Raw genomic sequence first — 17,392 nt, forward strand, 5'->3', positions numbered from 1 at the left:
GAGAAGCGGGGCTAGATCAGCGGATCCACCAGAACAGGCCCTTGAGGATGCTGACGACCACCGGAACAACCACCTTGACGATTCCGACGACGGTCTTGATCACCCAATCGACGATGTTGCCCGGAGGCTCGCTCGTGGTGGGCACCGAAATCGGCAACCGGCTATTGGTCCCGGTATCCGTGGTCAGGGTGAATTTGCCGCCCTTCAGCGCGGCCGGTACTTTGAAGCTGATCTCGGCTTCGCCGGCCGTGACTTTGGCCGTGCCGAGATCACTGGCAGCGCCGCTTTCCGGCTCGTAACGGACCTTGACCGAGCTGCTCGCCGGCGTACCCAGCGAGGTCAGATCGGCCTTGCTGAGCTTCACCGTGACTTGCTGGCCCGCGGTCACCGAGGCCGGAGCCCCGGTGATCAGCACGCCGCGGCGGTTGAAGTCCGGGCTGAGCGGGGAGTTCTTCGTGATGTAGTCGAACCAGCCGTCGCGATCGATCAAACCGGAATCCTTGGTGCCCTTGCCTTCTTTGAAGACGCTGAAATTGTCTCCGCCGGTGGCCAGGAAGCTGAAGGTGCCGATCCGGTAATCCTTCGCTGGATCGATCAATCCGCCGTTGACCACGATCGAGGTGATCCGATCGCCCTTGGCCCGGGTGGGGTCATAGGTGAACGAAACGTTCTTCGAGACGCCGAGCGCGAGGAAGGTCCGGGAGGAACCGTCAGGCTGCCATTGCTGCTCCAGCAACGTCTTGAATTGCGCCCCGGTCAGGGTAGTAGTCCATAGATTGTTCACGAAGGGCAGCACCGCATTGGCGTTGGCCACGTTGACCACGCCGTCGTCGGCATTGGCATTCTTGAACAGCAGGTCGGCGCGCAGGCCGCCTGGATTCACAATGCCGATTTCGGCACCGCCCAGGTTCGCCGGAGCCAAGGTGGCCTTCAGCGAATCGGCGACCAAATTGCCCAACGTGGATTCGTTGGACCGGTCGTCGCGGACCTTGGCGCCGGTCTTCGGATCGGTGGTGTACGCCGTGGTGATGTCCGCTTTGATGCTGCCCAGCGGTTTGCTGCCTTCGGCTTTGGCGTAGGCCAGCGCCTTGTCGGTGATGTCTTTCACCTTCGCGACCGCCGGGTACTTGGCCACCAGGTCGGCGTCGGCCGCGGTGCTGCGCGGGTTGTTCTTGACCGTGTAGCTGGTCACCGACTTGTCGTTCGGGTTGACCATCAACTGCACTTGGCCGACGTTCTCGCCGTAGTTGCCGGTCTGCAGCACCGGACGGGTCTTCCCCGGCTTGCCGGGAATCGGCGCGTCCCAGGCGTATTCCTTGTGCGTGTGGCCGGTGAAGATCACGTTGACCGCTGCCGAGGTCTTGGTCACGATGTCGGCGAAGGCGCCGCCGGCGGCGATTTCCTGCTCGATCGTCGCGCCGTCTTTCGCACCGGATCCGGCACCTTCGTGGAAGTCCGCCACGATGAAGTCCGCGGCCTTGTCCGCCTGGAGCTTCGCGGCTACCCGGTTCACGGCCTCGACCGGGTCGCCGAAGTCCAAGTCCTTGACCCCTTCGGGGCTGACCAGAGTTCCGGTCTCCTGGGTGACGGCACCGATCACCGCGACCTTTTCACCATTCACGGTGAGCAGTTTGTACTCCGGCAGCGCCGGGGTCGTGGTGCCCTTTTTGTAGACGTTCGCACCCAAGTAGGACCATGCCGCGTTGGGGGTGCCGTCTTTTTGCTGGATCCGGTTCACCAGGTCGTTGTAGCCCTTGTCGAACTCATGGTTGCCGACGGCCGATGCCTGCAAGCCGAGCGCATTGAGCACATCGATGGTGGGCTGGTCGCCCTGCACCGAAGAGGCGTACAGCGAAGCGGAAACGTTGTCTCCGGCGGAGAGGAATGCCGTGGCCCCGGCCGGCGAAGCGGCTTTGAGCTGCTCCACGGTTCCGGCGAACTTGACCGTGTTCTGGTCGATCCGGCCATGGAAGTCATTGATGTTCAGGAAGTTCAGTTCCTTGTCCGGCGCCGGTGCGCCGGGGACATTGAGCCCGACGACGACCGGGTCGTGATCGCTGGCCCGGTACGGATCAGCGTTGTAGTAGTTGGTGACGTTGTAGTTCCACCGCGAGTAGTCCAAAGCCACGGACTCCACGGAGTTGATGTTCCAAACATCGGCTCCGGTGACCTGGGCCTTCATCGACGGCGAGGCGAAGACATGGTCCAGGGATCCGATCCGGCCACCGAAGAGGTAGGTCTGCTTGCCGCTGCCGGACTCCAAATCGATGTAGCCGGCATCGGTGAGCTTGTTGAGCGGGTCTTCCTTGCTGTACGAGTTGAAGTCACCGATCAGCAGTACTTTGTCGGTGTTCTTGTCGGTCTTCAGCTGGTCCGCGAAGCCCAGCAGGGCTTGGGCCTGCTTGACCCGGGCCAGGTTCGAGTTGCCCTGTCCCTTATCGGTGTCGTCCGGCGTCGCTGCGGAGCCTTTCGACTTGAAGTGGTTGACGATGGCCAGGAACTGGCTGGAATCGGCCGCGCCCTTGGCTTTGAAGGATTGCGCCAACGGCTGCCGCGCGATGCCGGTGAAGGCTGCATCGTCGAGGATCACCGAATCGCCGACCGGCTCTGCCGCGGCCTGCTTGAAGATGAACGCGGTGCGGATTACGTCTTCTTTGCTGGCGTCCGGCCGGGCCTGCGGGGAACGGACATAGTCCCAGACGGCCGAGCCCGCTGAAGCATTGAGCGCTTCGACCAGAGTGCGCAGGGCCTTGTCCCGGTCATTTGCGGTATCGGCGAACTTCGCTGAATTCTCGATCTCTTCGAGCGAGACGATGTCCGCTCCGGTGCCGGTGATCCCGGCGACGATCTTGTCCTGCTGACGCTGCAGATTCGCTTGATCCCAAGCGCCGCGCTGATTGCAGCCCTTCTGCACCGTGATCGGATTGCCGTCGCGGTCCGTGTAGGCGACGCACTTGGGATCCTGGTCCCCGGTGTGGATGAAGTAGTTCTCCACATTGAAGGAGGAGATCTTCAGATTTCCACCGACCTGGTTCGGAGCGGTGGTCCGGGTGTTCGCGAACCCGGCCGGCTGCACCGTGGCGGCGTTGTCCGGGGTGAGCTGGCTCAGCGGCTGGAACTTGTAGGAGCCGTTGCGCTGGTCCATGATCACGTTGGTCTTGAAGCTGACCGCGGAGCCGACCCGGACCGGATCAGTCTTGGTCAGGTAGGGCAGCGGCAAGCCTTGATTGGCCTTGCTCAGGAAGTTGGTGCTCGCGCCGTCGTCGAGCCCGATCGACTTCGCGGCGTTGTCCGCTGCCAGCTGGGTGTTCTCGGCGGATCCGTAGGGGTACACCGAGTTCGGTTGGGTCAGCGGCGCGGTTCCGGCAGCCAAGCCGACTTCGCCGTAGCTGTTGAGCGAGTAGTTGTCGGCAACCGTGAAGTCGCCGGTCGGCGCCAGCAGCATGCCTTCGAGCGATTCGCGCTGCGCGTCGCTTCCGGGGAGCCCGACGGCGGCCGCCTTGACCGCCGGGGCGGCATCGGTGAGTTTCGCCAGTTTGCCCGCCGGGACCGTGATTTCGGTCAGCGAGGGTCCGGTGGCCGGGAACTCGCTGACGGTTCCGGTGACCTCGACGTAATCGCCGATCCGGACTTGGCCGACGGTGTCCGGGGAATAGACGAAGACCGCGTCCGAGGCCTTGTGCGTGCTGAAGTCGATGTCGCCGCCGGTGCCCGGAGTCTGGATGAAGTAACCGTTGAAGCCGCCGGTCGGGTAGGCGGCGGTGACCAATCCGCGGGTCGTGACGTTTTTGCCGACCAGCGGGCTGCTGTCCGATTCGCCCTGGATCTCCTTGATCGTGGAAATCGTCGGGTTGCCCGGGCCCGGATCGACCGGACCGGTCCCGCCGGAGCCCTGCGGAGTGGGCGCGGCGAGGCTGAAGTCTTTGGAGTTGTCGTCCGAATCCGCGAATCCGGTGCGGTTGAGCGACTTGGAAACGCTCGGCGCGCTCGCCGCTGCGGTTTCGAAGGTATTGGAGCTGCCGTAGCCGAGCAGATCGGCGACGTCGGGGTTGCCGGTGACCGAGCCGGTGGCCAGCGGGTTCAGCGCGCTGGACTTCTTGGCCAGGATCAAGGTCCCGGCGCTGCCGCTGAAACTGAAGTTGGAGGCGTCCGCATCCGCCGCGGGCAGCTCGGCCCCGTTGGCGGCGTTCGAGTTGCCTTTGACCAGGTAATAGCCGCGGGCCGCGATGGAGCCCTTGAGCGGGGCCACCCCGGTCGGTGCTGCGGAACCGGTGGCGCTGCGGTACTGCAGCGACCAGCCGTCCAAGGACACTGCGGCGTCGGAAGCGTTGTACAGCTCCACGAACTTGTTCTTGTAGCTGGCTCCGGAGCTCCCACCGTTGAGGTAGGCCTCATTGATCACTACCGGGGACGCGGAAATCGCGCTTTCTGCCGGAGTGGGGTTTTCGTTGGCGGCCAGAGCTGGCGAGGCAGCTATCGGTGCGGCGATGAGACCCGCAGCCAAGAGCGTGCCCAGCGCGGCGCGCATGGACTTCACTGTCATTTTTCCCCGATTCTTCATACTCTTCGTTGAGCCACAACCCGGCGCAGGAGGCCGCAGTGGCGAGCGTCATCGGTCCCTGAACCGAAACAGGGGGTGCGAGTGAACGATGACGGGACTCTGCGTGCCAGCCAACCAGAAAGTGGTTAACTCCAGGTTGCGCAATGGAGATAAGTTACCAAACATAGGCTGCGACAGTCGCGCACCTGGGAGGCATCCGGTCGCAATTGCCGTGGTCCGAACCGGGAAAGCTATTTGTTCGAAGCTTTGAGCGTGCCGGTGGTCTTGGTTTTTTCCTGCCCGACCAGGCAGACGATTTCCCGGTCGCCGCCGCTCCAGCTTTCCGAAGTGGGCGTGAACGGGACGCTGCTCAGGCTCGAGTCGTTGTAGGCGATGCCCACGAATTCCAGGAATTTCGGATCGCAGAATTCATCCACTTTGTCGCCGATCGCGGACCTGCCGGGAAAATCGCCGTCGGGCAGTTTCGTCGATGCATAGGCTTCGAGGTCATGGGGCTGGTCGCAGGGGATCGCCACGATTTCGCTGAAGGTGGTGCCTTCGGGTTCATTCACGCAATCGCCGACCTTGATCGTGAATGCGTCGGCGGTGGACGAAGCGGTAACCGTGCCGGAAGGGTCGCGCTGGGCGTCGTTGCCGCCGATCAGGCCGCATCCGCTGAGCAGGAGTCCGAGCAGCAACGCGCCGGCTGCGGGTACTGAAGTCCGGAAGGTGGCGGGCGTCGATCGGTATGACATCGTGAACTCCTCAGCATGGTCTGGCAGTCCGGGCAGCGCCCGAGAGGTACGGCGAGAGCCCGCCCCAAATCAGGACACTACAGCAGAAACACAGCAAATATACAGGCTTTTTGCTGATTCCGACCGGAATTGCGATCATGAGTCGCAATTTCAGCCCGAGCTGCGGATGGGTTATCGCCTTTAGGCGACTTAGTTGCCCAAAATAACGGAATTCTACTTTTAACGGACAACTTTCAGCAAACTTATGTCGTTTTTCGACAGTTCTAATGCTAAACATTGGTCATGGATATTTCCGACTGTCCTGGAATAGACCAGGGCGGACGGGTCCAATGCACCTTTTCTGCTCATCGCCTGGGGTCTCGGCCGACGGTTTTCCATCGATAGCCGAGCTCCTTCCTGACCCAGCAAGGAAGCATCATGACATCAATTTCACGGCGGGCAATTCTGCTCGCTTTGCCCGTAGCGACGATCGCCGCAGCGATTGGCCCCAATGCAGTAGCCAACGCCGCCGCCCCGGCAAAGCTGACCTTCACGATCAGCAACAATTCCGGATTGGACCAGCAGCTCTTTTTGTATGTCCTCGGAACCGACCTGACTACCGGCAGGCTCGGCTACGTCAATCAGTCCGGCAACTTCACGCCCTGGCCGCGTGGCGCCAATCCGCCCACTCCGGCACCGGATGTTTCGATGGCCGGTGCCGGCAAGGGCGGCTCGTCTTCGCTCCAGGTCCCCAAGGGCTTTTCCGGGCGGATCTACCTGGCTTTCGGCAGCAAGCTCGACTTCCGACTGACTCCGGACGGGTTGGTCCAACCAGCCGAATCCAACCCCAGCGACCCGAACTACAACATCCTGTTCGACTTCAGTGAGTTCACCTACAACGATGCCGGAATCTGGCTGAATTCCTCGCAAGTGGACATGTTCGCGGTGCCGCATACGGTATCGGTCACCGGGCAGAACGGAGTGACCAAAAAGGCCGGCGCGCTGGTGCCGCAAGGGCGGAAGAACATCATTTCGCAGATCCGGGCGCTGCCGGATTGGCAGCGTTCGGTGATCCAGCGCAGCGACGGCACCGTGGTCCGGATCCTTTCCGCCGGAAAAGCCACCGGCGTCGGTTTGCTGGACAGCAAATACCTCGACGCGGAAATCGCCCGGGCCTGGAGCACTTATGCCAACAAACCGCTCACCGTGGTGCCGTTCGGCGATCGCCCTGCGGTCAAGTTCATCGGCCGGACGCAAGGCGACACCATGGTTTTCACGGACACCTCGGGCAATCGGGTCGCCAGCTTCAACAAGCCCAGCAGTGCGAATGTCTGGAACTGCGACGGCAATCTGCAGGCCCCCAACGACCAAGTGGTCGGCCCGATCGCGCGCACCCTCGGGGCGGCGCTGAACCGGTCCACGCTGGCGGATTACGACCAGCAGCCCACACTGAATCCTTCGACCTTCTACACCAAAGACCGCACCAATCACTACGCCCGGGTGGTGCACGCGAACATGGCGGACAAAAAGGCCTACGCCTTCCCGTTCGATGACGTCGGAGCCCAGGAATCGCTGGTCCAGGACGGCAACCCGCAGTCCGCAGGCATCGAGATCACCTCGTTCAACTGAGTTGGACACCACTGAAACACCACTGAAACATCACTGAAAGGAGCTTGACTATGGCAAAGTACCGAACAATGACAGCGTTGACGTTGGCGATGCTGCTGACCGCGGCCGGAATGGGCATGGCGGAGGCGGCGCCGTCCGGACCGCTTGCGCTGGAAGGCAACGCAAGCACGACGTCGGCAATTCCCACTTCGGATCCGATTCCGGCCGCACAATCGAAGGCGATGCAGCGCGACCTCGGGCTCAGTGCCGATGGGGTGCAATCGCAACTCGCTGCGGATGCCGACGCCGGACGGGTCGAGAGTAAACTCAGCGTTTCGCTCGGCAAGGCTTACGCAGGCACCTGGTTGTCGAAGGGTTCGATGACGCCTTCCGTGGGCACCACGGATCCGGCGCAGTCCGCGCTGATTTCCGCCAGCGGCGCGAATCCGGTGCTGGTCAGCCGGAGTCTCGATGAGTTGGACCAGGTGAAGGCGACGCTCGATGCCAAGACTGCGGAAGCTGCGAGCTCAGTACGTTCTTGGTATGTGGATCCGACCAGCAATACTGTGGTGGTGGAGTCCCAGGACGCGGCAGCAGCGGATGCCTTGATCCAAAAGTCCGGCGCCGACGTTTCGGCGGTTAGGACTCTTTCGGTCAACGCCGGCTACGAACCCAAAGACGTCACCCGCGGTGGCGATGAGTTCCGCCGGAATGTCTCGGGCGGGTACATCCTGTGTTCCATTGGTTTCGCGGTCGATGGTGGATTCGTCACCGCCGGCCACTGCGGCGCCAACGGCCAGAATGTCCAGGGCTTCAACGGCGGGGAGATGGGCACCTACCGTGGTTCCAGTTTCCCGGGCAACGATTACGCCTGGGTCCAGACCAACGGCAATTGGGACGTCCAGGCCAACGTGAACAACTACAACGGCGGGGCGGTTGCCGTCAACGGTTCGGATGAGGCTGCAGTGGGCGCCTCGATCTGCCGTTCCGGACGCACCACTGGCTGGCGCTGCGGCAACATCCGCGCCAAGAACGTCACGGTCAACTATTCCGAGGGTGCGGTGTACGGAATGACCACGACGAGCGCTTGCGTCGAAGGCGGGGACTCCGGTGGATCCTTCATCTCCGGCAACCAGGCACAGGGCGTCACCTCGGGCGGTTCCGGCAACTGCTCCAGCGGGGGAGATTCGATCTTCCAGCCGCTGCAGCCGATCCTGCAGAAATACGGGCTGCGGCTCAAGCTGCAGGGCGGCGGAGGCGGTGGCCGGTCGATCATCGGCCTGGCCAACAAATGCATCGACGTGCCGAACTCGGACTTCGCCGACGGCAAGCGGCTGCAGCTTTGGGATTGCAACGGCAGCGGCGCGCAGAAATGGGACTTCGCCGGCGACGGCACGGTTCGCGCTGGTGGCAAGTGCATGGACGTTGCGTGGGCCAATACGGCGAACGGCACCGCGATCCAGTTGGCGAATTGCAGTGGGAACAAGGCGCAGCAGTTCACGCTGAGCGGGGCCGGGGATTTGGTCTCGATTCTGGCGAACAAGTGCGTGGACGTGACCGGCAACAACAGCGCCAGCGGAACGCCTCTGCAGTTGTGGGAGTGTTCCGGAAACCCGAACCAGAAGTGGCGGCTGGGTTGAGCCGCTGAAGGACTATGACGCGGTGTTGGCCCGGGCGATCGCCCGGGCCAACACCGCGTTTCTGGAGTTTTCCGCGGCCGCTCAGCGCTTCAAGACGAGCTCGACGACCTGGTAGGCCGGGTGCTCCGGCATCAGGTTGTGCATCGTGATCCGCGGCCCGTCACCGGTTCCCGGATCGATGCGGATCTGCCAGCCCCAATCCGGCCCGGGCGGTGCCGGGTAGCTGGCTTCGAGGACCAGCTGGCCGTCTGCGAGGCCGCCGCGGAACTCCATCCAGCTCTCGGACGAGTGCCAGGAATCCGCCCAAACCGCCTTCGCTGCTGCAGGTTCCGGGGCGTCGCTGATCAGCAGTAGGCCGTCTTGGGCCTGGCCCTCGGTGGACCAGGTGTAGTCGATCGCAATGAAGTTCCGGGCGGCGATCTGCACTTCGGCGCTCGCCTCGGAGCGTTCGTAGTCGTCGGTGGGGCGCAGCCGCATGCCGTTGCTGCCCTGCCAGCTGCCCAGGGCCGGGGTCAGGTAGTCGATGATCGTCATGCTGAGAGTCTAAGTCCGGGATGACCGCCCAGTCCCGGAGCGGCTGTTTTCAGACCGCGACGACCGGCAGATCATGCGTGGCGCAGTGGATGCCGCCGCCACCGGAGGCGATGGTGTCGATGTCCAGCGCGATCACCTTGCGTCCCGGGAAGTGGTCCTGCAGGATTCCCTGCGCTCGCTGGTCGGCCTTCTTATCGCCGAATTGCGGCAGGAGGACGGCTCCGTTGGCTACGTAGAAGTTCACATAGGAGGCCAGGAAGTCGTCGTCCTGGCCGCGGATCTTACTGAAATCGGGTTGCGGCAGGTCGATGATCTCGAAGGCCCGGCCGTTCGCGTCCCGGGAGTCCTGGAGCAGGGATCGGGCTTGCTCCGAGGACCTCGACCAGTCGTCGACCGGGGCGCCCTCACCGGGGACATCGAGCAGCACTTTGCCCGGCGCGGTGAAGCGGGCCAGCGAGTCGACGTGCGCGTCGGTGATGTCCTGGCCGTAGACGCCGTCGAACCAGATGACCTTGCTGACGCCGAGCAGGTCCTTGAGCCCGGCGTCCAGTTGTTCCAGGGACATGCCGGGGTTCCGGTTGTCATTGAGCATGGAGCTTTTGGTGACCAGCAGGGTGCCCTGTCCGTCGGTTTCCAGCGAGCCGGCTTCGGCTACGATCGGCGTTTGGATCCGTGGCATGCCGAGTGCTGCCAGCAGCGCCTTGGCGACGCCGCCGTCGTTTCCGTGCTGTTGCTTGTTGCCCCAGCCGTTGAAGTTGAAATCGACGCCGCGCAGGCCGCCGGCGCCATTGACGAACACCGGAACCGTGTCCCGGGACCACAGGTCGTCCACGCCGAGGGTCAGCACGGTCACGCCGGAACCGCATTGGTAGCGGGCTTCGGCCTCTTCGCCGGGGCTGGCCAGCATCACGACTTCTTCGAACTGTGTGATCGCCCGGGCGACTTTGGCGATGTCATCCCTGACGTAGGCCAGGTCTTTGCCCCAGATCTGCCGATTGGGCCAGGACATGAACGTCTTCTGGTGGGTTTCCCATTCTGCGTTGAAAATCCGGTCCGGGTTCAATTTCACGGGCTTGTCCGTCTCGTTGGTGGAGCCGGCCGGGCCGGCTTGGCCGGTGGCGGGAGTGCTGCCGGTCGGGGCGCAGCCGAGCAGGCCGAGGCCGAGCAGTGGCGCCGCGGCGGTCAACATGCGTCGGCGGGAGATCATGGCCGGTCCTCGATGTCTGTGTCGTCTGGCGGGATAAAACTTTGGTTGTCATCCAATTTTGGATGACAACCAAAGTTTATGCAAATCCGTGGCTTACCCGGTGCCCGGTGCCAGCAGTGCCGAGCAAAGCGTTGTGGCCAGTCGGCGCAGTTCGGCCGGGCTGAAACCCGGTGTGCCGACGGTCAGCTGGGTGGAGAGCCCGTCGAGCGAGGTGGAAATCAACATCGCGGCATCGGCGACCGGCGATCGCCGGAAGGCGCCGTCCGCCATGCCCGCTTCCAGGACCTGGCTGAGCAGCTCGCGCCAGCGGCCGTCGAGCTCATGATGGATCGCGGCGATCTCCGGGTGGTCCAGGGATTCGGCCCAGATCTCCAGCCACAGGGCCCAGTCCGGGTCGTGCACTTCGCGTGCGACTGAAAGCTCGATCAGGCGTTCCAGGCGTTGCCATGAATCCGTCATTCCGGCAATCGAGGTGGCCGCCTCGTCGATCAGTTCCGCTTCGGTGGCACGGATCGCCAGCATCAGGAGTTCGGACTTGACCGGAAAGTAGTAGCTGATGTGGCCGGCGGTCATTCCGGCGCGTTCTGCGATGTCGGTGACCCGGACCGCGGAAAAGCCCATCTCGGCGATGGCTGCCGAAGTCGCCTGGATGATGAGTGCTTCGCGTTCGGCGCGGTTTTGGTCCCTGGTTCCCATTGCAGAGAGTCTATCGAGTCAGCGCGGGCGCTTCCGGAGCAAAGGGCGAGCTGCGGAGCGGGCGTGAAGCGGGCGTGAAAATGCCCCGGGATCGCCAGGATTCCGGGGCATTCCCTCGTGCACGCGGAAGGTATGGGATTTGAACCCATGAGACGGGGTTACCGCCCACTGGTTTTCAAGACCAGCTCCATCGGCCGCTCGGACAACCTTCCAGGTTCCCTAGTGTTTCACGTACCGGGGGCAACTATCAAAGCGTTTGGCCGGTGCCGGGCCGCGGCTGTATCCCACCCAGCCGGCGAACTCCTTGGGACCGAATGGTTTATCCCAACGAGTTGGTTGACCCGATGGGACAAACTCGCCCCGACAAAACGCGGATCAAGGCTGCGTTGGGAATTTTTGCCCGATCGGGCGTGGTTCACTGCTAAAGACGGAGCCCGTTGTGCGGCTGCGCCCGGGATGTCTGAATCCGCAAACGGCAGAATGAGGAACCATGAAAGCCATCACGATCACCGAGCCCGGCGGCCCCGAAGCGTTGGAGCTGTCCGAGGTGCCGGAACCGGTGCCCGCGGAAGGCGAAGTCCTCGTCGACGTCGCTGCTGCTGGGCTCAACCGGGCCGATGTGATGCAGCGTCGTGGCTTCTATCCGCCGCCGCCCGGCGCGTCGGAGTATCTCGGCCTGGAGGTCTCGGGGCGGATCGCCGAGGCGGGGCACGGTTTTCGCAAGGGCCAAGAAGTGGTGGCGCTGCTGGCCGGTGGGGGCTATGCCGAGCGCGTGGCGGTGCCTGCCGGGCAAGTGATCCCGGTGCCCGAGGGAGTTGACCTGGTTTCGGCCGCCGGCTTGCCCGAAGTGGCGGCCACGGTCTATTCGAATGTCTTCATGATCGCCGGCCTCAAAGCGGGTGAGACATTGTTGGTGCATGGCGGGGCCGGTGGCATCGGGGCGATGGCGATCCAGCTGGCCAAGGCCTTGGGCGCACGGGTCATCGCCACGGCGGGCAGCGCCGCGAAGTGCGAAAAGATCCTCGAGCTCGGCGCCGATGAAGCGGTCAACTACCGGGAACAGGATTTTGTCGGCGCAGCCCAACGGTTCGGCGGCGCAGACGTGATCCTCGACGTCATGGGCGGATCCTATCTGGCGCGGAACCTCGAAGCGCTGGCTCTGGGCGGGCGTCTGGTCGTGATCGGTTTGCAGGGCGGCAGCTCCGCGGAATTGGATCTGGCGGCGCTGATGGGCAAGCGTGCCTCGGTGATCGGGACCACGCTGCGTTCCCGGCCGGTCGACGAGAAGGCCGCGGTAATGGAGCAGGTGCGCCGGGTGGTTTGGCCGCTGATTGCACAAGGCACGATCAAGCCGAGCATCGGTGCGACGTTCCCGCTCGACCAGGCCCGCCAGGCGCATGACTATTTCGACTCCGGGGAGCACCAGGGCAAGGTCCTGCTGACTATCTGAGCCGCGGTGCTTGCCATTGCAGCGCGGGATGGCTAGATTGGCCATACGCAGTATGCAATCGAAGGAGACCAGATGTCGATCCGACACTCGCTGCTCGCACTGCTCCAAGAACGGCCCCGTTACGGCTACGAATTGCGGCTCGAGTTCGAGGAGCGCACGGGTGCCACCTGGCCGTTGAACATCGGTCAGGTCTACACCACCCTGGACCGTCTGGAACGGGATTCGCTGATCGTCAAGGACGGCGACGACGGCGAAGGCCACGTGATCTACAGCATCAGCGACACCGGCCGCGCCGAGGTCCAGGACTGGTTCAGCCAACCTGTGGAGCGCAGCAATCCACCGCGCAATGAACTCGCGATCAAGTTGGCCCTAGCGGTGACTCTTCCCGGGGTCGACGTAGCCGGGATCATCCAAGGGCAACGGACGGCGTCCATGCGGGCGCTCCAGGATTACACCAAAGCGCGCCGGGATTCGGCCGCGGATGCCGCCGAGACGGATGTCGCCTGGCTGCTGGTCCTGGACTCGTTGATCTTTTCCACTGAAGCCGAGGTCCGCTGGTTGGACCATTGCGAATCCCGAGTCGTGCGCAGCGCGTCGGCCCGGAAATCGGCTCCGGAACGGCGGAAAGCCGCCATGCCGGAGGAGCTGCAACGAGAGGCGATCCGTTGAGCAACCAAGTCCTGCAGTTGACCGGAGTCAGCAAGACCTTCGGCAGCGGAGCAACCGCGATCGCCGCCCTGCGGAACCTCAGTCTGACCGTGCACGCCACCGAATTCGTCGCGGTGATGGGCCCTTCCGGCTCCGGAAAATCGTCGCTGCTCACCGTGGCCGGAGGCCTGGACCAACCCACATCCGGTGAGGTTTTCGTGGAGAACACTCCGTTGAACGGATTGGGCCTGAACGAATTGGCCCGGCTGCGCCGGCGCGCCGTGGGCTATGTCTTCCAGGACTTCAACCTGGTGCCCACCTTGACCGGATTGGAAAACGTGGCTTTGCCCCGGGAACTCGATGGCGTGGCCTCGGCCAAGGCGCAGGATGAGGCGATGGACGCCCTGCGCCAGGTCGGCATCCCGGAAGTCGCGCACCGCTTCATGGATGAGATGTCCGGTGGCCAGCAGCAACGGGTTGCCATTGCTCGGGCGATTGTGGGCGAGCGCCGGCTGATCCTCGCCGATGAACCGACTGGAGCCTTGGATTCGGCCACCGGGGACGGCATCCTCGAAGTCTTGCGTGCCCGGGCCGATTCCGGAGCCGCGGTGGTTCTGGTGACCCATGAAGCCAGGCATGCGGCCTGGGCGGACCGAGTAGTCTTTCTGCGTGATGGCAGGGTCGTGGACGAATCGGTGTCGCAGAACGACCCGTCGATGCTGCTCGCCGCTGCCTTTCACGGTGACTGAGCCGAGCTGCGCGGAGGGTGGCCGCGGTGCCTGCTGATTCCGCGCCGCTCGAGTTGTCGCCGTTGCCCGGTGGGCGTTGGCGGCGCTATCGGCTGGCACTGAAAATGGCTTGGCGGGACATCCGCAAACACCGCGGGCGATCGATCCTGATCATGCTGCTGATCATGCTGCCGGTATTCGGACTGAGCGCCGCCGCGACCTTCGGCGAATCAGCCGTGCCCACCCAAGCCGAGGCGGTCTCGATGCTGCTCGGTAAGGCGCAGGCCAAATTCACGAAAACCTCGATGAAGCCCCCGTACCAGCAACAGAGCCCGTTGGACGACCGAGAGTTCAGCATGCCGAGTTCCATCCGAAATAATGCCAACCCGGTAGACGTACGCGGCGCGATCCCCTCCGGTTACCGCGCGGTCAGCTGGCGCGAAAGGTTCCTGGATGTCGCCGGACTCGCGCCGGACAAGCAAACCAGGGTGATCGAGTCCGAGGTGCTCGACCCGGTGTTCGAGGGGAAATACACGCTCGGCTCAGGACGACCGCCCGAAGCGCCGGCGGAGGTCTTGGCTTCGCCCGGGCTGCTGCAGGCGGCCAAGGTGCAATTGGGCGGGGTGATTTCCACTGAAATCGGGCAGTTCATCGTGGTGGGAACGATACTGGACAGCAATGTCGAGACCCGGGAGTTCGCCCTGTACCTGCGTCCGGGTGAATTACCGCCGTTGTTGCCCGGGGTGTCCGCAGCGGACGAAGCCGCCTACTTCGTGGACGGCGACCAGCCGGTCACCTGGGCGCAGATCAAAGAACTCAACCGCAGCGGTGTCGTGGTGCTCTCCAGAGCGGTTCTGGAAAACCCGCCGGACGGCGAGCGCTGGAGCTACTTCGGCGGCTCGAACCAGGAGGGCGCCTATTATCTCGGTGGCCTGATCGGCACGCTGGCCCTGCTCGAAGTCGGTTTACTGGCGGGTGCCGCGTTTGCCGTGGGCGCGAAGGGGCGCCAGCGCGAGTTGGCGCTCCTGGCCGCCACCGGCGCCGAAATCCAGACGCTCCGCTCCATGGTCACCGCGGGCGCGGTGTGGTTGGGCCTGGCCGCCGGGGTCCTCGGCGCCGGCGGCGGGATGGCGGCGGCGCTCCTGGCGGTCGGTTATTTCCGCAGCATCGGCCGCGGAAGTTTTGCCGGCTTGCATCCCAATTACTGGGTCGCCGGAACGGTGATCGTGGTCGCGGTCCTGGCCGCCTATGCGGCGGCATTGCTGCCTGCCCGGGCGGTGGCCCGGCAAGCGACGATGGCCGCGCTGCGCGGTGGCCGGAGCGTCACCGAGCCCCGGCGCTGGCCGGCCCGGGCCGGCCTGGCGCTTCTGGGCTGCGGCGCCGTCGCCATGCTCACCGGAGTTCCGGTCGGGCTGGCCGAGCGGTCGGGAAGCCCAGGCGAGCCGCCGGTGTACCCGATCCTGCTGATCGGCGGCGCGGTGTTCGCGGTACTGGGCGTGGTGCTCCTTCTGGGCCGGCTGGTTGCCGGAGCCACCCGGAGCGCCGGACGGCTCCCCTTGGTCTGGCGCCTGGCGGCCCGTGATTCGGCCCGGAACCGCGGACGCACGGTTCCGGCGATTGCTGCGGTGCTGGCGGCTGCCACGCTCGCCGCTGCCGCCGTCGTCGTGGTGGCCAGCGTCATGCAGAGCGGCAAGGAGAGCTATTCCTGGTCCGCGAACTTCAACCAGGCAGCACTGAACCTGGCGAATACCGTCTACTCCGGCTCGGGCGACCAGGGTTCCGCCCGGATTGACAGCTTGGCACCGGAAGACCTGGCGCGGGAGATCGCCCGGGGCACTCCGGTCCCATTCCGGTCCTGGACGCTGCGTGGTGAACAGAACGCCTTGTGCTGGCTCGGCAATCCGGACCAAGAGCCGAAGGGAATGGATTCTGCAGGCTGCCTCAAGCACACCTTGGTGGTTCCGCAAAGCAGCAGGTGCCCACTGGACCAATATTCGCGTCCGACGGACCGGCTCGATCCGCGGTGCCGAACCGGCTGGCGCAGCTCATATCCCAGCATCCTGATCGGCGGTCCCGCGGAGCTCGAAGCCTTGTTGGGGCACCAGCCCAGCCCGGATGCGTTGCAGACGCTGGCGGGCGGCGGCGTGGTGGTTTCCGACGAATTGCTTCAGGCCAGCGGTCAGGCGGAAATCGGGGTCGGTGATGTCCGGCAGCAGCCGGCCATGGGGTACGGCGGTTTGCAACGCGATCAGTTCCGCATCAACAGCAGCGTCCGCTTGCCGGCTGTGGTCGGAGCGCCCGATCACGCACTGATGTACAGCGCTTTCATCTCCGAGCAGACGGCTGCCCGGCTGGGTTTGAAGGTCGCGGACAACACGCTCCTGGTGCAATTCGAACGTTCACTCAGCCAGGCGGAGACCGCCGCAGTGCAAGCCCAGATCACCCGGGCCGGGCCGCCCGTGCCCTACTTCGCCGTGGAGACCGGCTTCAAAGATGATTCCGCCCTGCAGCTGTGGCTGGTCCTCGCGCTGGCCGCACTGATCATCCTGAGTGCCGCCGGCATCACTGCCGGACTGGCGCTCGCGGACGGCCGCGCCGACCAGGCCACGCTGGCCGGGATCGGGGCCTCGCCGCGGATCCGGAAATCCTTGGCCGCGGTGCAGATCGCCATGACCGCCTTGATCGGCAGCGTCTTGGGAATCCTGCTCGGGGTGCTGCCCGCCGTCCTGATGATCCTGATGGTCGACCGGTTGACCATTGTGGTGCCGTGGCTGCATTTGCTGGCGCTGGCGGTGCTGGTGCCGATTCTGGGCGCCGGAATCGCCTGGCTGATCACCCGGAGCGCACTCCCCGGGGAACGCCGGCAAACCCTGGTATGAGCTAGCTCGCCCTTGCCGAACCCGGGCCGCCCATTGCCGCCAAGCCCAGGCCCGTCCAATCATGGGTTTCAGTGGGCAGGGACGTCTGAGCCCACTGAAACATCGAATTGGACGGGCCTGGTGAGGGTGTTTAGCTCATCTGGATTGCGGCTAGCGCCTTGTGGATCAGCGCTACGAACTCGTGGGGTCGATGTACGACCTGCGCATAGCCGACTCGGAGTACTGGGAAACTTTCCACGGTGTATCCATTCAACCTTCGCATATCCTCGTTGAACGCGGATTCCGGGAGGTGGAATTCTTTGCCCATCAACTCAAGGGCGAGGCAGCCGTCGACGCATTGGTCCATTCGTCCCACGCCTTTGAGATAAACCTGCGAAGACACGGCAAATCCGGCATTTTCCAGATGGAATCTGGAGGCAACCTCCAAAGCCGACTCGGCATGCGGATCGACCCGATTGAGGATTCCCCGGATTCGACTATCCCGTTTGCGGTGAAACCGCCGTCGAAGACGGGTGATGGAGGTCCTTTTCTGCCGAACGGCTGAGGTGAGTACCACTAGAGCGTCCAATTCATCGGCACAGCGGAGGACCTGCGAGACAACATCCTCATCGCTGAGTGGAAGCACAGCTCGATGTTTCACGACGCCGGGAATGTGCCGACCGTGATTCGCCGCGACATGGGGGAGTGAAGGTCGGCGGAGAACCCAGAATCCGCGCTCCTCGGCGGCG

At 64.1% G+C, this 17,392-nt stretch carries 12 protein-coding genes and 1 tRNA gene; 7 read left to right on the plus strand and 6 right to left on the minus strand.

Annotation, left to right across the window (positions count from 1 at the left end):
* Window positions 1-16: 16 nt before the first annotated feature.
* Both JOE69_RS10870 and JOE69_RS10875 read right to left on the minus strand, forming a co-directional pair.
* Entirely contained in the window at window positions 17-4,543 is a 4,527-nt protein-coding gene (locus JOE69_RS10870; RefSeq protein ID WP_309798633.1) for an ExeM/NucH family extracellular endonuclease, read from the minus strand.
* A 248-nt stretch (window positions 4,544-4,791) separates the two neighbouring features.
* Window positions 4,792-5,295: a septum formation family protein gene (locus JOE69_RS10875; protein ID WP_309798635.1), complete on the minus strand. Its 504-nt coding sequence runs from the start codon at window positions 5,293-5,295 to the stop codon at window positions 4,792-4,794.
* A gap of 417 nt (window positions 5,296-5,712) precedes the next feature.
* Here JOE69_RS10875 and JOE69_RS10880 point away from each other — a divergent pair, with 417 nt between their 5' ends.
* Both JOE69_RS10880 and JOE69_RS10885 read left to right on the plus strand, forming a co-directional pair.
* On the plus strand, window positions 5,713-6,903 hold the full coding sequence (locus JOE69_RS10880; protein ID WP_309798637.1) for a beta-1,3-glucanase family protein: 1,191 nt from the start codon (window positions 5,713-5,715) through the stop codon (window positions 6,901-6,903).
* Between the two features lie 68 nt (window positions 6,904-6,971).
* Entirely contained in the window at window positions 6,972-8,522 is a 1,551-nt protein-coding gene (locus JOE69_RS10885; protein ID WP_309798639.1) for a ricin-type beta-trefoil lectin domain protein, read from the plus strand.
* A gap of 81 nt (window positions 8,523-8,603) precedes the next feature.
* On the opposite strand, the gene JOE69_RS10890 is transcribed toward JOE69_RS10885, so the two are convergent.
* The 4 genes from JOE69_RS10890 to JOE69_RS10905 all read right to left on the minus strand — a co-directional run bounded on the left by JOE69_RS10890 (window position 8,604) and on the right by JOE69_RS10905 (window position 11,171).
* Window positions 8,604-9,056, minus strand: a complete 453-nt coding sequence (locus tag JOE69_RS10890; RefSeq protein ID WP_309798641.1) for a DUF1579 family protein — start codon at window positions 9,054-9,056, stop codon at window positions 8,604-8,606.
* A 49-nt stretch (window positions 9,057-9,105) separates the two neighbouring features.
* Entirely contained in the window at window positions 9,106-10,263 is a 1,158-nt protein-coding gene (locus JOE69_RS10895) for an agmatine deiminase family protein (RefSeq protein ID WP_309798642.1), read from the minus strand.
* 93 nt (window positions 10,264-10,356) lie between these two features.
* Complete coding sequence (locus JOE69_RS10900; RefSeq protein ID WP_309798643.1) at window positions 10,357-10,959, minus strand: TetR/AcrR family transcriptional regulator; 603 nt, start codon at window positions 10,957-10,959, stop codon at window positions 10,357-10,359.
* Window positions 10,960-11,083: 124 nt separating this feature from the next.
* Window positions 11,084-11,171, minus strand: a tRNA-Ser gene (locus tag JOE69_RS10905).
* Between the two features lie 278 nt (window positions 11,172-11,449).
* On the opposite strand from JOE69_RS10905, the gene JOE69_RS10910 reads away from it, so the two are divergent.
* From JOE69_RS10910 to JOE69_RS10930, 5 genes are all read left to right on the plus strand, one after another.
* Window positions 11,450-12,409, plus strand: a complete 960-nt coding sequence (locus tag JOE69_RS10910) for an NAD(P)H-quinone oxidoreductase (protein WP_309798645.1) — start codon at window positions 11,450-11,452, stop codon at window positions 12,407-12,409.
* 72 nt (window positions 12,410-12,481) lie between these two features.
* On the plus strand, window positions 12,482-13,078 hold the full coding sequence (locus tag JOE69_RS10915) for a PadR family transcriptional regulator (RefSeq protein WP_309798647.1): 597 nt from the start codon (window positions 12,482-12,484) through the stop codon (window positions 13,076-13,078).
* Window positions 13,075-13,806, plus strand: a complete 732-nt coding sequence (locus JOE69_RS10920; protein WP_309798649.1) for an ABC transporter ATP-binding protein — start codon at window positions 13,075-13,077, stop codon at window positions 13,804-13,806. The genes JOE69_RS10915 and JOE69_RS10920 overlap by 4 nt, the downstream gene beginning before the upstream one ends.
* A gap of 26 nt (window positions 13,807-13,832) precedes the next feature.
* Entirely contained in the window at window positions 13,833-16,664 is a 2,832-nt protein-coding gene (locus tag JOE69_RS10925) for an FtsX-like permease family protein (RefSeq protein WP_309798651.1), read from the plus strand.
* Between the two features lie 160 nt (window positions 16,665-16,824).
* Window positions 16,825-17,208 carry a hypothetical protein gene (locus JOE69_RS10930; RefSeq protein WP_309798652.1) on the plus strand — a complete coding sequence of 128 codons (384 nt, stop codon included), beginning with the start codon at window positions 16,825-16,827 and terminating at the stop codon, window positions 17,206-17,208.
* Window positions 17,209-17,392: the final 184 nt, after the last annotated feature.

Source organism: Arthrobacter russicus (genome assembly GCF_031454135.1).
In the GTDB taxonomy this organism is placed as follows: Bacteria; Actinomycetota; Actinomycetes; order Actinomycetales; family Micrococcaceae; genus Renibacterium; species Renibacterium russicum.